The organism is Azospirillum sp. (assembly GCF_050789165.1).
Window position 1 is genome coordinate 17,187 of record NZ_JBOZRT010000118.1, and the last position, 14,472, is coordinate 31,658.

General features: G+C 70.9%; 15 protein-coding genes. 2 read left to right on the plus strand and 13 right to left on the minus strand.

Annotation, left to right across the window (positions count from 1 at the left end; genetic code table 11):
- Nucleotides 1–63: 63 nt before the first annotated feature.
- Nucleotides 64–573 (minus strand): helix-turn-helix domain-containing protein, encoded by a 510-nt coding sequence (locus ACRWK7_RS26195; RefSeq protein ID WP_431859291.1) that lies wholly within the window; start codon nt 571–573, stop codon nt 64–66.
- A 636-nt stretch (nt 574–1,209) separates the two neighbouring features.
- On the opposite strand from ACRWK7_RS26195, the gene ACRWK7_RS26200 reads away from it, so the two are divergent.
- On the plus strand, nt 1,210–1,512 hold the full coding sequence (locus ACRWK7_RS26200; RefSeq protein WP_431859292.1) for a hypothetical protein: 303 nt from the start codon (nt 1,210–1,212) through the stop codon (nt 1,510–1,512).
- Between the two features lie 340 nt (nt 1,513–1,852).
- On the opposite strand, the gene arfB is transcribed toward ACRWK7_RS26200, so the two are convergent.
- A complete protein-coding gene (gene arfB, locus ACRWK7_RS26205; RefSeq protein ID WP_431859294.1) occupies nt 1,853–2,269 on the minus strand; it encodes an alternative ribosome rescue aminoacyl-tRNA hydrolase ArfB in 417 nt (138 codons plus the stop codon).
- A 77-nt stretch (nt 2,270–2,346) separates the two neighbouring features.
- A complete protein-coding gene (gene ettA / locus ACRWK7_RS26210; protein WP_431859296.1) occupies nt 2,347–4,023 on the minus strand; it encodes an energy-dependent translational throttle protein EttA in 1,677 nt (558 codons plus the stop codon).
- Nucleotides 4,024–4,157: 134 nt separating this feature from the next.
- On the opposite strand from ettA, the gene ACRWK7_RS26215 reads away from it, so the two are divergent.
- On the plus strand, nt 4,158–4,622 hold the full coding sequence (locus tag ACRWK7_RS26215; protein ID WP_431859364.1) for a YaiI/YqxD family protein: 465 nt from the start codon (nt 4,158–4,160) through the stop codon (nt 4,620–4,622).
- Nucleotides 4,623–4,626: 4 nt separating this feature from the next.
- Here ACRWK7_RS26215 and ACRWK7_RS26220 read toward each other — a convergent pair whose 3' ends face one another.
- The 10 genes from ACRWK7_RS26220 to cpaB all read right to left on the minus strand — a co-directional run bounded on the left by ACRWK7_RS26220 (nt 4,627) and on the right by cpaB (nt 14,408).
- Complete coding sequence (locus tag ACRWK7_RS26220; protein WP_431859298.1) at nt 4,627–4,938, minus strand: type II toxin-antitoxin system RelE/ParE family toxin; 312 nt, start codon at nt 4,936–4,938, stop codon at nt 4,627–4,629.
- Entirely contained in the window at nt 4,935–5,195 is a 261-nt protein-coding gene (locus tag ACRWK7_RS26225) for a type II toxin-antitoxin system ParD family antitoxin (protein WP_431859300.1), read from the minus strand. Before ACRWK7_RS26225 ends, ACRWK7_RS26220 begins: the two co-directional genes overlap by 4 nt.
- A 70-nt stretch (nt 5,196–5,265) precedes the next feature.
- Nucleotides 5,266–6,522 carry a PAS domain-containing protein gene (locus ACRWK7_RS26230; RefSeq protein WP_431859302.1) on the minus strand — a complete coding sequence of 419 codons (1,257 nt, stop codon included), beginning with the start codon at nt 6,520–6,522 and terminating at the stop codon, nt 5,266–5,268.
- Between the two features lie 81 nt (nt 6,523–6,603).
- Nucleotides 6,604–7,575, minus strand: coding sequence for a type II secretion system F family protein (locus ACRWK7_RS26235; RefSeq protein ID WP_431859304.1), 972 nt, complete (start codon nt 7,573–7,575; stop codon nt 6,604–6,606).
- Nucleotides 7,572–8,564 (minus strand): type II secretion system F family protein, encoded by a 993-nt coding sequence (locus tag ACRWK7_RS26240; RefSeq protein ID WP_431859306.1) that lies wholly within the window; start codon nt 8,562–8,564, stop codon nt 7,572–7,574. Before ACRWK7_RS26240 ends, ACRWK7_RS26235 begins: the two co-directional genes overlap by 4 nt.
- On the minus strand, nt 8,564–10,423 hold the full coding sequence (locus ACRWK7_RS26245; RefSeq protein ID WP_431859308.1) for a CpaF family protein: 1,860 nt from the start codon (nt 10,421–10,423) through the stop codon (nt 8,564–8,566). The genes ACRWK7_RS26240 and ACRWK7_RS26245 overlap by 1 nt, the downstream gene beginning before the upstream one ends.
- The gene (locus ACRWK7_RS26250; RefSeq protein WP_431859310.1) at nt 10,423–11,637 is read right to left on the minus strand and encodes a hypothetical protein; all 1,215 of its coding nucleotides are present in this window, start codon (nt 11,635–11,637) and stop codon (nt 10,423–10,425) included. Before ACRWK7_RS26250 ends, ACRWK7_RS26245 begins: the two co-directional genes overlap by 1 nt.
- Nucleotides 11,638–11,650: 13 nt before the next feature.
- Nucleotides 11,651–12,049 (minus strand): CpaD family pilus assembly lipoprotein, encoded by a 399-nt coding sequence (locus tag ACRWK7_RS26255; RefSeq protein ID WP_431859312.1) that lies wholly within the window; start codon nt 12,047–12,049, stop codon nt 11,651–11,653.
- Nucleotides 12,050–12,057: 8 nt separating this feature from the next.
- Entirely contained in the window at nt 12,058–13,425 is a 1,368-nt protein-coding gene (locus ACRWK7_RS26260) for a type II and III secretion system protein family protein (protein WP_431859314.1), read from the minus strand.
- Between the two features lie 17 nt (nt 13,426–13,442).
- Nucleotides 13,443–14,408, minus strand: coding sequence for a Flp pilus assembly protein CpaB (gene cpaB / locus ACRWK7_RS26265; protein WP_431859316.1), 966 nt, complete (start codon nt 14,406–14,408; stop codon nt 13,443–13,445).
- Nucleotides 14,409–14,472 lie beyond the last annotated feature (64 nt).

A 14,472-nucleotide genomic window follows, 5' to 3' on the forward strand; every position in this document is an offset into this window, starting at 1 on the left:
CCCTCAACGAAAAACGCCGGCCGGGCATCTGCCCCGCCGGCGTTCTTCGTTTTCCCGGGAGCGCTACGCCTCGGTCTTGCTGGCGCGGTAGATGTCGGCCGGGTCCCACACGGCGCCGTGGCGGCGGCGGTTGCGACGCGACGCGGCGCTGTCGCCGCGGTCGACGATGCGCAGCGGCGCCGGCTTGGCCGAAACCGTCTGATCCTCCTCGCCGCCCTCGCGCGCCTCGCCCAGCGCCGGCGACAGCGCAGCAAGCAGCGACAGCATCTCGTCGGCGACCGTTGGCGGCGCAGCGCGCCACAGGCGCAGAAGGCGCGCCTCGCGCCGGCTGATCACACCTTCGCCGTCGCCGTCCGCCCGCGGTTCACTGCGGGGCGCACCCGGCTTCGCGTGCGGGTCGTCGTACGCATCGAAGAAGAAGTTCACCGGAACGTCGAGCACCTGGCTCAACCGGTACAGCGTCCCGGCCGAGATGCGGTTCGAACCGCGCTCGTACTTCTGCACCTGCTGGAACGTCAGACCGATGGCCTCCCCCAGCCGTTCCTGGCTGTAGCCGAGCAGCGTGCGGCGCATGCGCACCCGCTGCCCCACGTGTGCATCGACCGACCAGGATTCGGGCGACCCGCGCCTGCCCCTCTTACGTGCGTTCTTTTCGGTCATTGGTCGACACCCTAAAGCTTCGCCACGAACGCGTTACACTGTTGAAATATACGTAATTCTTGGCATGGGTCCCCTTTCCGATCAAGGGAAATCGTGGAATACTCTAATGCCTGCAAGGCCATCCGTCACCGATGTCTTTCGTACGGGGAACCGGTGCAGGATATCGTCTTTATCGGAGGGGGAGCATACTCGCGGATGTAGGCACAATTAGTACGTGTCTACACGAATACAACAAGACGCAGCAACGCTTCGGCAAAGTTAATCCTTGGTTAACGCGCGCCCGGATGGGCCTTCGAGTGTCCGCGGGACACGGTCGCGCCCGCGCTCTGCTTTAGAAGAATTTGAAGAGCAAAAGGATTGGACTTACCGAGCCGGCCGCGCGGTGCAGTCAGCGAGCCGGATCGTTTTAATAACCAAGGGCTGTATATACGACTTTTGCCGCCCCCCGACCGGGAGAGACCTTGGTCCAAGGGAATAAACCGGCCCTTCCCGGCGTTCATAAGGAGAGCGGCGGCCGACGCCGGCCCGCCGCCGCGTGGAGGCAAGACCATGCGCAGGATGTCCGTTCCGCTCGCCGCGGCGGCGTTGCTGGCCGCACCGGCGTTCGCCGCCGAACCGCCCGCTCCCCTGGCGCCGACGCCCGGAGAGCAGGCCAAGCAGGGCGTCGAACTGCTGCTGAAGGCGCTGGAGGGCTGGATTCGCCAGCTTCCCTCCTACGCCCCGCCGGAGGTGACTCCGGAGGGCGACATCATCATCCGCCGCCTCGACCGCAACCGCGCCGTGCCGCCGGGTTCGCCGCCGCTGGGGCCGCCGGACCCCGGCACGCCGCCCGGCGGGGCGACGAACCTGTAGGCCCAGTCGGCTCATGCGGCGTGGCGGTCAGTATCCGCCACCGCCGCCGCCACCCCCTCCTCCACCGCCGCCGACACCGCCGGCGTGGCTCGGCGTGGAGTCCGCTCCCCCCGTGCCCGCGCCGTTGCACGCCGCCAAGCCCAGGAGAGCCGCCACAAGCAGGATCCGGATCATCATCGTCGTTCCTCCCGTGTTGGAGAGGGTGGACCGTCGTGATCACCCGACCGCGACGCCGCAGATCATCCACCGGCACGACGGAGACGCCGTGGGCGCCCCACCTATTCCCCCAGTCCCGCCAAATCGTTGCCGGCGCAGGTGGACGCCCCCGACCGGCCCGCGATCACTCAACGGGCTTGCCCCGCATCTTCTTCACCTGCGAGCGGACGGCCTTGCCTTCCAGGCGCCGCTGCTGGGAACCGAAGGTCGGCTTGGTGGGCCTGCGCGGCTTGGGCGGCACGCTGGCGTCGCGGATCAGGTCGATCAGGCGCTCCAGCGCGTCCTCGCGGTTGCGCAGCTGCGAGCGGTAGCCGTCGGCCTGGATGATCAGCACGCCGTCCTGCGTCATCCGCGATCCGGCCAGCTTGGCCAGCCGCGCCTTCACGTCGTCCGGGATGTTGGGCGAGTTGCGCACGTCGAAGCGCAGCTGAACGGCGGTTTCCGTCTTGTTGACGTGCTGGCCGCCGGGGCCGGAGGCGCGCACGAATTCCTCGTGCAGTTCGCTCTCGTCCAGCGAAATGCGGTGCGTGACGCGGATCATGGCCCCACCTCGATTCCAAGGCCCCTGAAAGAGTTCGGGGGGCCGAAGCCCCCCGATACAACGCTCTACCCCGACGGTCAGGCCCGCACCAGCGGCTTGTACTTGATGCGGTGCGGCTCGACGGCGTCGGCACCGAGGCGGCGCTTCTTGTCCTCCTCGTAGTCCTGGAAGTTGCCCTCGAACCACTCCACGTGGCTGTCGCCCTCGAAGGCCAGGATGTGCGTGGCGATGCGGTCGAGGAACCAGCGGTCGTGGCTGATCACCACGGCGCAGCCGGCGAAGCTCTCCAGCGACTCCTCAAGTGCCCGCAGCGTATCGACGTCGAGGTCGTTGGTCGGCTCGTCGAGCAGCAGCACGTTGGCGCCGGACTTCAGCATCTTGGCGAGGTGCACGCGGTTGCGCTCGCCGCCCGACAGCTGGCCGACCTTCTTCTGCTGGTCGGAGCCGCGGAAGTTGAAGGACGACACGTAGGCGCGGCTCGGCATGGTGCGCTTGCCGAGGTCCATGATGTCGAGGCCGTCGGAGATTTCCTCCCACACCGTCTTGTTCGGGTTGAGGGTGTCGCGGCTCTGGTCGACGTAGCCGAGCTTCACCGTGTCGCCGACGCGGAAGGTGCCGCTGTCCGGCGTCTCCTGCCCGGTGATCATGCGGAACAGCGTGGTCTTGCCGGCGCCGTTCGGGCCGATGACGCCGACGATGCCGCCCGGCGGCAGACGGAACGACAGGCCGTCGATCAGCAGGCGGTCGCCGAAGCCCTTGCCGATGCTCTCCGCCTCGATGACCACGTTGCCCAGGCGCGGCGGCACCGGAATGACGATCTTGGCCTCGCCGGTCTGCTCCTTGCCGCTCTCGGCCAGCAGCGTCTCGTAGGCCTGGATGCGGGCCTTGGACTTGGCCTGTCGGGCCTTCGGGCTCTGCCGGATCCATTCCAGCTCGACGTCCAGCTTGCGCTGGCGGGCCTCCTCGGCGCGGCCTTCCTGCTCCAGGCGCTTCTGCTTCTGCTCCAGCCAGGAGGAGTAGCTGCCCTCCCACGGGATGCCCGAGCCGCGGTCGAGTTCGAGGATCCAGCCGGTGACGTTGTCGAGGAAGTAGCGGTCGTGGGTGACCAGCACGACGGTGCCCTTGTACTCCTGCAGGTGCCGCTCCAGCCACGCCACCGATTCAGCGTCGAGGTGGTTGGTCGGCTCGTCGAGCAGCAGCAGGTCGGGCTTCTCCAGCAGCAGCTTGCACAGCGCCACGCGGCGCCTCTCGCCGCCCGACAGCTTGGTCACGTCGGCGTCGCCCGGCGGGCAGCGCAGCGCGTCCATGGCGATCTCGACCGTGCGGTCGAGGTCCCAGGCGTCGGCGTGGTCGATCTTCTCCTGCAGATCGGCCTGCTCAGCCATCAGCGCGTCGAAGTCGGCGTCGGGGTCGGCCATCGCCTCCGACACCGCGTTGAAGCGGTCGATCAGGGCCTTGGTCTCGGCCAGCGCCTCCAGGACGTTCTCCTGGACGGTCTTGTTGGGGTCGAGCTGCGGTTCCTGCGACAGGTAGCCGACCTTGGCGCCCTGCGCCGCCCAGGCCTCGCCCGAGAAGTCCTTGTCGAGGCCGGCCATGATCTTCATCAGCGTCGACTTGCCGGCGCCGTTGACGCCGAGGACGCCGATCTTCGCCCCGGGCAGGAAGCTCAGCCAGACGTTGTCCAGCACCTTCTTGCCGCCGGGATAGACCTTGCTCAGGCCCTTCATGACATAGACGTATTGGTAGGACGCCATGCGCCTCTCCGACCTCTCGCACGAGAAAAAACAAAACGCCGCACACGGCGCCGAATCGATCCGCGCAGGGTTTTAGCGCATGATGGCCACCCTTGGGAACCCACCCTTATACCTGGGAAGGACAATATACGGTGCTGAACATCTACGTCGATGCCGACGCCTGCCCCGTCAAGGCGGAAATCTACAAGGTGGCCGGACGGACGGGGTCGAAGGTCTGGCTGGTCAGCAACGCCCCGCTCCGCCTGCCCACCGAATGCATCTCGGAACTGGTGGTCGTGGGATCGGAGTTCGACGCCGCCGACAACTGGATCGCCGAGCGCGCCGGGGCCAACGACGTGGTCGTCACCGCGGACATCCCCCTGGCCGACCGCGCGCTGAAGAACGGCGCGGTGGTCATCGGTCCGTCGGGGCGACCGTTCACCACCGCGTCGATCGGCAGCGCGCTGGCCAGCCGGGCCCTGATGGCGGATTTGCGGGCGATGGGCGAGGTGCAGGGCGGCAACGCGCCGATGAGCCAGCGCGACAAGTCGCAGTTCCTGCAGGCGCTCGACGAGGCGGTGCAGGCGCTGAAGCGGGGGAGAAGGCCGAGGTGGGGGTGAAGGGTCAGGCGTCGAGGTCGCGCAATACAGCGGGAAGATCGCGGGCACCGTGCAGCACACGCAAAATCCGCTGCGGCACTTTGTCCGCCGCATAGACGAGAATGTAAGGGAAGCCTCGCAGCATAAGGAACCGGATACGCTCCGCCGCCAAGTGCGGGCGCACACTCCCGATCTCCGGGTGCTCCCCAATTCTCGACGCCGCGGCGATCACGGCGTCGCGCAAGGCGCGTGCGGCGGCAGGGTTATCTTTCGCGATCCAGTCGATGGCGTCCGCCAGATCACGCCGCGCGGCAGGCGCAAGGACCGCAGGCCTCATTTTCGGGAGCGCCCGGCACCGTCGATGATGCGGTCGAGGTCCTTGGCCACGTCATCGATTTCGAAAAAGCCGTCGCGCTCTCCCTCAGCCTCGGCGTCCTCCAGCATCGCCATGAACCGCTCCTTCTGGGCTTCCGCGTCCTGAAGCATGCGCAATGCCGAGCGAACCACCTCGCTGACGTTGTTGTAGCGGCCGGTCTCGACGCACTGCTTGGCAAAGCGCTCCAGCTCCGGCGTCAGGTGCACGTTGGTCGCCATAGGGAAGCCCTTCGTGGATATGTCAATGCTTGACATACAGTGGGACGCACACCGCACAGGGTCAAGCGCCTCAACCCGGCGGCAGCGGCAGCGGCAGCGCCGGCGCCGCTCCGCCCTCCAGCGCCCGCGCCTCCCCCAGCGTCGTCACGCCCCGCTCGTCCAGCCGGCGCAGCAGCGCGGCGGCGAGTTCGGCCGCGAGCAGCGCGTGCGGAGCACCGGGATGCGGCACCACGCCGACCTGCGCCGCAAGCGCCGCCAGGTCTTTGGCGGCGTTCGTCGGATCGAGGGTCGTGGCGAGGCGGCGCAGGTCGAGGGCCGGCGGGTCCTCCATCGGCGGCAGGCCCGCCCGTTCCATTTCCATGCGCAACGCGCCGAGCGCGGCATCCACGTCCACGCCAACCACCACGGCGTGGTGCAGCGCCTCGGCGATCACCGGCCATGCGGCGGCGAAGGGGCGGGCGCCGCCCGGCACCGGCTCGCCGGGGTTGACGGGCACGTCGAGCGAGACGGTGCGGAACACCCGGGCACCCGACAGGCGCACGGTGCCGACGCCGACCACCCGCCCCTCGGCCAGATCGACCGACAGCGCCACCATGGGCAGGGCGGCGAGCGGCTCGTCCTCGCCGATGGTCGGCGCCGCCGCGGGCGCGGCCACGGACGGACGGACGGGCAGCAGCGGCTGGGCCGCCGGGTGGAAGGGGAAGACCAGCGCCACGCCGGCCTGCAGCCCGAAGTCCACGACCTGCGCCGGCAGTTCCGCCCCGCCAGGGCCGCGCACCGTGGCCGACACCGGCTGGCCGGCGCCGCGGGCACGCTCGATGGCGCGGAACAGCTCCGGACGGTCGAGCACGTCGTAGACGTCCATGCCCACCGCCACGCCGGGGCCGAACAGCCGCGCCGCCGCCGGGTTGAGCAGCGTGATGCGGCCGAGGTCGCTGAGCACCACGACCGGCTCCTCCAGCGCCGCCGCCACGGTGGCGAGACGCCCGCCGGCGCCCCCGGTGCGTCGCTCGCGGTGCAGCAGTTCGGCCAGCGCCGCGGCCACCTGGCCGACCTCGCCGGAACGCGCCTGCCAGTCGGCGGGCAGATCGCCGCGATGGCGCAGCGCCGCCAGATCGGAGGCCAGCCGCTCCAGGTCGCGGAAGTGCCGCACGAGGCGAGAGAACACCCACCACAGCGCCAGCACGCCGAAACCGGCCGCCGCCACGGCGAGGATGAACGTGCCGCGGTCGTCGCCGGCGCGGCGCACCACCTCGTTGGCCAGCCAGACGAGCGCCAGGCCCACCACCGCCAACCCCAGCACCACCGCGCGCCACGTGCCGCCCATTCCTGCCCCCGACCTGACCGGCGCCGACTGTAGCGCCCCCGGCCCGCCGCCGGAAGGGAGCGGCCGGAGGAACCCGCCCGGTTACTTGAACAGCTGGTCGATGCTCTTGAGGATCGCCGGACCGACCAGGACGACGAACAGCGGCGGCAGGATGAACACCATCAGCGGCACCGTCATGATCGCCGGCAGCCGGGCGGCCTTCTCCTCAGCCTTCAGCATGCGCTCGTTGCGCATCTCCGCCGCCAGCACGCGCAGCGCCTGGGCCAGCGGGGTGCCGTAGCGCTCGGTCTGCGCGAGCGTGGTCACCAGCGCCCGCACGCCGGGCAGCGGCACGCGGTCCACCAGCCCCTGCAGCGCCTTGGCGCGGTCGGGCAGAAAGCCGAGTTCGACGGAGGTCAGGCCGATCTCCTCGCCCAGTTCCGGGCAGCCCTCGCCGAGTTCGCGCGCCACCCGCTCGAACGCCGCGTCGAGGCTGAGGCCGGCCTCCGCGCAGATGACCAGCAGGTCGAAGGCGTCCGGCAGAGCGCGGCGGATGGCGAGCTGGCGCGCCTCCGTCAGCCGGTTCAGGTAGAGGTCGGGCAGCAGCGAGCCGAACAGGCCGGCGCCGAGGCACGCCGCCGCCGCCTGCATGCCCTGCAGCGGCAGCGCCTTCATGCCGAAGACCAGCAGCGCCGCCGCGCCCAGGCCGACGAAGGGCAGGATCGCCTTGGCGAACAGGTAGACGGTCAGCGAATCCTTGGAGCGGTAGCCGGCCAGCGCCAGCTTGCCGGCCGCCTTGGCCGCGGTGCTGCTGCCGTAGAGCTTGAAGCGCTCGACCACGCTGTGCATCAGGCCGATGCGGCCGGCGGGCCGGTCGGTGCGGCGCACGGTGCGCGACAGGTCGCCCTTCAGCGCCGCCCGCCGCGCCTCCAGCGCCTTGAGCCGGCCGCTCAGCGGATCGCGTTCGACAAAGGCGTTCCACACCAGCAGCACGACGACGAACGCCGCCACGCCCGAGATCCAGGCGGCGAGGTCGGCCGGCGCCACGCCGGGTATGAGGGTGTCGAGACTCACAGGTCGAAGTTCACCATCTTGTACATGACCAGCCCGCCGATCGCGATCATGACCAGCGCGACGCCGCCCATCAGGAGGCCGCGCGGATCGTGGAGGAACGTCTCGGTGTAGCCGGGCATGATCGCCGCCATGCCGAAGAAGGCGACGAACGGCAGCGCGCCGACGATGTAGGCGCTGGCCCGCGCCTCGGCCGACAGCGCGTTGATCTTCAGCTTCATCTGCCGGCGCTTGCGCAGCAGGTCGGACAGGTTGCCCAGCGTCTCGGCCAGGTTGCCGCCGGTCTCGCGCTGGATCGCCATGGCGATGACCAGGAAGCGGAACTCCGGCGTGTCGATGCGGCGCGCCACGTCCCACATGGCGGCGTCCAGCGGCTGGCCGACGCGCACGCCGTCGGCGATCCGGCGGAACTCGGCGCCCAGCGGGTCCGGCACCTCGCGCGCCACCGCGCTGATCGATTCCGTCACCGGCAGGCCGGAGCGCAGGCCACGCACGATCAGGTCGATGGCGTCCGGGAACTGGGCGATGAACTGTGCCACCCGGCGGTCGCCCAGGTGCTTGATCACCAGATGCGGCGCGCCGACGCCGACGATGACCGCACCGGCCAGCGACAGCGCCGCCGGGAAGCCGGCGACGACGCCCAGCGCCAGCCACGCCACGCCCCCGGCCGCCGCGTTGGCGGCGAGGTACTGGCCCAGCGGGATCCGCCGCCCGGTGCGGGCGAGGCGGTCGCGGATGCGTTCCGGGTTGGGGACCGCGGCCTTGATGAGACGGTTCAGCAGCGGGAAGGCGCTGTCCTGCTGGTCGAGGCGCAGCGTCGAGGCGGCCTTGGCGGTGCCGGCGCGGCGCGCGCCCTGCCCCTCCGCGCCGACGCGGGCGACGCGGCGCTTGAGGTCGCGGTCGCCGTCGCCGGAGAAGGCCAGCCCGATCAGCAGGACCGTCAAGAACGCCCCGCCGCCGATCAGCCACGCCAGGAGGGGGACGCCGGCCATCAGATGGCCTCCAGCAAAGCCTTGTCGAGACCGAAATAGGCCGCCTTGGGCAGGAAGTGCGGGCGGATGCCGGTGGACTTGAACTCGCCGGTCAGGCGGCCGTCGGGGCGCTCGCCCTGGAACTCGAAGGTGAAGAGGTCCTGCATGGTGATGACATCCCCTTCCATGCCCACCACCTCGCTGATGTGGGTGACGCGGCGCACACCGTCGCGCATGCGGCTGACCTGGACGATGAGGTCGAGCGCCGAGGCGACCTGCGTGCGCACCGCCTTGGTCGGCATGTTCAGCCCGGCCATGCCGAACATGTTTTCCAGGCGGGTCAGCGCCTCGCGCGGGCGGTTGGCGTGGATGGTGCCGAGCGAGCCGTCGTGGCCGGTGTTCATGGCCTGCAGCATGTCCACCGCCTCCGACCCGCGCACCTCGCCCAGGATGATGCGGTCGGGGCGCATGCGCAGCGCGTTCTTCACCAGGTCGCGCATGGTGATCTCGCCGTGCCCTTCCAGGTTGGGCGGGCGCGTCTCCAGGCGCACCACGTGCGGCTGTTGGAGCTGGAGTTCCGCCGCGTCCTCGATGGTGACGACGCGCTCGGTGTGGTCGATCAGCTGCGACATGGCGTTGAGCAGCGTCGTCTTGCCCGAGCCGGTGCCGCCGGAGATCAGGATGTTGAGCCGGCAGCGCGCGGCGATCTTCATCACCGTGCACATGGCGGCCGAGATGTTGTCCTGCCGCGCCATGATGTCGAGGGTGATCTTCTTCTTGGAGAACTTGCGGATTGAGATGCTGGGGCCGTCGATGGCGAGCGGCGGGATGATGATGTTGACGCGGCTGCCGTCGGCGAGGCGGGCGTCGCACAGCGGCGAGCTTTCGTCGATGCGCCGGCCGATGGCCGTGACGATGCGCGTGGCGATCGCCATGACGTGCGCGTTGTCGCGGAACTGCACGTCGGTCAGCGTCAGCTTGCCCTTGCGCTCGACGTAGACCTGCTTGGGGCCGTTCACCATGATGTCGGTGACCGCCTCGTCGGCCAGCAGCGGTTCCAGCGGCCCGAGGCCCAGCATGTCGTCGAGCATGCGCTCGACCAGTTCCTGCCGTTCGGTCAGGTTGAGCTGGAGGCGCTGTTCGCCGAGCAGGTCGTGCACGATGTCGCCGACGTCGCGGCTCAGCTCCGACCGGCTCATCGCCGCGGCGGCGGAGGTGTCGATGCGGGTCAGCAGCAGCGGCTGGACGCGGTCCTTGGCCTGATCCACCGTCGCCCGGTTGGACGAGGCCATGCGCGCCACGGGGGTCTCGGCCGGCTTCTCGGGCTCGGGCGGCTCCTCCGCCTCCGGCGGGAACAGCGACGTGGTGCCGAGCGGAGCGGCGGCGAACGGATTGGGCGCGCCCGGCGTGATCCCCACGGCGCGCAGCACCGCCGCCAGTTCCGGCTGGCCGCCGGTGACGGCGGGCGACGCCGGTTCCGGCAGCGGCTCAAGCTCCGGTTCGGCGGCCGGGACCGGCGGGGCGGGGGGCGCCTCGGCCTCGTCCGACCGGCGCAACGGCATCGGCACCACCACGGAGCGGACGGCGGCCAGCACCTCGCTGTGGTTGACCGGCCGCAGGGCGAGCAGGCCGTTGATGCACACCGTCACCAGATCGCGCTGGTCGAGCAGGTTGAGCTGGATGCGGTCGCGGGCGAGCAGTTCGACCAGCCCCGCCTTCACCTCGCGCGCCACGTCGCCGCGCGGCAGCGTCGCCACGCGCGCCGGGTCGAGGCGCTTGGCCAGCTCCGGCAGGTAGCGTTCGCGCAGCACCGGCAGGCTGCGCTCCAGGGCCGCGTCGTCGGGCGGCAGGCCGCCGCTGCCTCCGCGGAAGCCGATCATCACGCGCCGTCCCGCTTGAACCAGCCCAGCAGGCCCTTCTTCGCCGGCGCCGGAGCACCGGAGACCTGCCGGGTCAGCTCGCGCAGCGCCTTGACCACCGCCGAGCCGGGCGACAGCGCGGCCACCGCCTTGCCCTGGTTGGCGGCGGTGCCGACGGTCTTCTCGTCGTCCGGGACCAGGAAGGCGACCTTGCCCTGGATGCCGCGCTCGAAGGTCGCGCGATCGACCTGCGGCTTGCGCGAGCCGCCGGCGCGGCTGGCCACCACCACGCAGGCCGGGCCGCCCAGCACCTTGATCGCCGCCGCCAGCCGCGCCGTGTCGCGGATGCCGGCCAGCGACAGCTCCGACACCAGGATCACCTGCTCGGCCGAGCCGAGCACCGCCCGGTTGGCCGGCAGCAGGTGGCGCGGCAGGTCGACCACCACCAGCTCGTAGTTGCCGCGCAGCTCCTCCAGCAGCGCCCCGACGGCGGTTGGCCCGAAGGACACGGTGTCCTCCACCGGCTCCTCGGCGCCGAGCACGGACAGGCGTTCGCTCTCGCTCACCATGGAGCTGGCGACCAGCAGGCTGTCCAGGCGGTTCGGCGTTTCCAGAGCCTCGCGCAGGCCGCGGCCGGGTTCGAGGTCGAGGGCCAGCGTGTCGGTGCCGAAATGCAGGTCGAGGTCGAGCAGCGCGGTCTTGCGCTTGAACTCGTGCGCCGACAGCCACGCCGTGTTGACCGCCACCGTGCTGGCCCCCACCCCACCGCGCACGCCGACCACCACGACGAGCCGGCCCGGCTCGGCCTGCGTCTGCTGGGTGCGCTTCGGCGCCTGGCTGGCGGAGCGGATGACCTGGTGCAGCGATTCGGGCAGCAGCGGCTTGACCAGATAGTCGGCCGCGCCGGCCGAGATCAGGTCGCGGTAGAGGTCGATGTCGTTGGCGGTGCCCAGGCCAACCAGCCGGGTGTCGCCCCCGGCCATGGAGGCCAGCCGCGCCACCGTGGCGAACGGGTTGGCGGTGCCGTCCAGGTCGACCAGCAGCAGCTTCGGCGCCGGGGTGCCGCCGCCCAGCATCTCCAGCACGTCGCCGGCCCCGCCGCGCTGCACCACCGCGCCCGACCAGCCCATCTCGCCGGCCACCGCGCGGGCGACCTGATAGGACTCCTCGTCCGACACGAAGGCCATGAACGCCTCGTGCAGCGGGGCGTCGGGGGAGCCTTTGAACAGGGTCACGACTCCGGCCATCTCATTTGCCCCCCGCGCCGGCGCCGGAGCTGGCGGTGGTGCCGCTGCGCATCAGGTCCTTCTCTTCGCCCTTGTGGTAGCGGGCGACGGCCGCCGCCTCGCGCTCGGCGTCCGCCGCGCCGGTGGGCCGCCCGGACAGCGGGTCGCGCGGGTTCTCCACCTGGAGCGCAAAGTTGCGCGCCTGCGCGCAGCCGAGTCCGAGCTGCGGGTTGTGCCAGGCGGTGCCGTGCAGCTTCGACACGGTGGCCGGCACCGGGCCGCACTCCGGCGGCACCGCGACGAGCCGCTGCGGGTCGCCGGCCGCGGGGGCGACCGTCACCGGCCACTCGACCCGCTCGGTCGGGTTGGCGGAACAGCCGGCCAGGGCCAGCGCGGAGGACAGGATGAGGAGCGCGCGCATGCCGGGCCTCACTCGACGATGAAGCCGGCGGGGCCGGCCAGACTGGGGCGGGCCGGCGGCGTCGCCCCGGGGCCGGGCCGGCTCAACTTGCCGAAGAAGACGCGGTCGAAGAACCGGGTGGGCGAGATGCCGTCGGTCGGCGCCGCGAGCTGCGCCGGGTTGTTCACCGGCCGCACGATGTAGGGGGTGACGATGATGACCAGCTCGGTCTCGTTGCGCTGGAAACGGCTGGAGCGGAACAGCGCGCCCAGCACCGGCACGTCGCCCATGAAGGGGAACTTGTCGATCGATTCGTCCAGGCCGTTCTGCATCATGCCGGCGATGGCGAAGCTCTGCCCGCTGGCCAGTTCCACTGAGGTCTCGGCGCGCCGGCTGCGCAGCGCCGGGATGCGGAAGGTGTTCATCACGACGGCGTTGGAGAAGTCCAGTTCGCTGACCTCAGGACGGACGCGCATGCTGATGCGGTCGCCCGACAGCACGGTGGGCGTGAAGGCCAGCGAGACGCCGAACTGCTTGAAATCGATGGTGACGCGGTCGCGTTCCTGCGGCACCGGCACCGGGAACTCGCCGCCGGCCAGGAAGCTGGCGGTCTCGCCGGAGGTGGCGACCAGGTTGGGCTCGGCCAGCACGGTGATCAGACCGTCGCGCGCCAGCGCGTCGATCAGCCCGTTGACGTCCCAGCGCTGGCCGCGGTGCCGGCCGAATACGTTCATCATGCCGGCGCTGCGCTGAAGCTCGCCGGCCGCGGTGGTGGTGATGTCCGTCAGGCCGGAGGTGAAGCCCAGCGCGTAGCCGGCGCCCAGCGACCCGAACACCTCCCAGTTGAAGCCGAGATCCTCGCGGATGGTGCGGGCGACCTCCGACACGCGCACGCGCAGCATCACCTGGGTGCCGCCGGTGACGGTCAGGCGGTTCAGCACCTCGCCGGTCTCGCCGCCGGCATAGCGCTGGGCGAGGCGCCGGGCGTCCTCCGCCTCGGTCGGGCTGCCGACGGTGCCGGACAGCACCAGCGCGCCTTCCGAGGGGGTGACCTTGATCTGTCGGTTGGGGAAGCGCTCGCGCAGCGCGCGCTCCAGCCCGCTGAGGTTTTGGGTGACGGTGACGCGGCGGTTGATCAGCACCTGCTCGCCGCTGTTGACGGCGATCAGCGAGGTCTCGCCCGGCTTCTTGCCGAACAGGTAGACCAGGGTCGGCGACATGACCTGCAGGTCGGCGATGTCCGGGTTGGCGATGAAGACGCTGGACGCCGGCTGCGGCAGCTTCACCATCTGTCCCTTGTCCTGTTCGAGACGCAGCGGCGCGCCGTCCTGCGCCCGGGCGGACCCGGCCCAGACGAACAACAGCATCAGCACACAGCAAAGAACACGACGCGTCATGGGATCGACCACCGGGATCAACGGGAGAAGGTGACCTCCGCGGAGGAAGAACCGCGGATCACCTGGACTTTTACCATCCCCGCAGGGCTTTCGCTCGGCGAACTTTCGGGGACCAACGGTGCGGCGGGAGCGCCGGACAGGCCGGACACCGCGAGGCTGAGGTCGCGGTCCCAGGTGATGGTGTGCACCGGACGCGTTGTCTCACCCAGGGCCGCATCCGGGGCCGCGTCGGTGGCGGTGACCGCCAGCCCCTCGGCCGCGGCCATCTGCAGGCGCTCGGCGTCGGGCACGCCCAGGCTGCGCAGGGAGAGCGACAGGCGCCCCATCTCGGCCGCCAGCGCCACCGCCTCGGCCTGGCGCGGCGTGACCTCCAGCGTGGCGAGCTGCGCCGGCTTGGCCTCGCCCTTCTGGTCGTTGACGCGCTGGTCGAGCGCCAGCACGCGCACGTCGGCGAGCACCGTCTCGCTGGCGCGGCGCTCGCGCTCCTGCCCGTCCTCCCGGACCGCCTGGGTGAGGATCAGGTCGACCCGGTCGCCCGGGAAGATGAAGCCGGCGATGCCGGTGACGCCGTTGATGGCGACGGTGACCGCGCGGCTGCCGGGGCTCAGCACCGCCGCCAGGAAGCCCCGGTCGCCCGGCTTCACCAGCCGCCCTTCGACCACCGGCTCGCCGGCGCGCAGGCCGTTGCGCACGACGGCGCCGGTGAACTCCTCGATACGGCGCTGCCCCTCGACCATGTAGGTGCCGGCCACCCCGTCGTCTTCCGGCCACGCCCGCCAGCGCAGCTGCGACGGCTGCACCAGCGTGCCCGCCGGCAGGTCCGACGCCGCCACCAGCACGCGGAGCACCTGCGGCGCCGGCGGAGCCTGCACCGCGGCGACCGGCGCCGGCGCCGGCGGCTGCACCAGCGCGCGGGTCAGCTGCACCGTCACGCCGGCGATGCCGAGCGCGAGCACCAGCAGGATGATCTTGCGGACGGACATGGCATGGCCTCTTTACGCGGAAAACGCCGCGGAGCCCGGGGCTCGCGGCGTTGAACACGCTCGA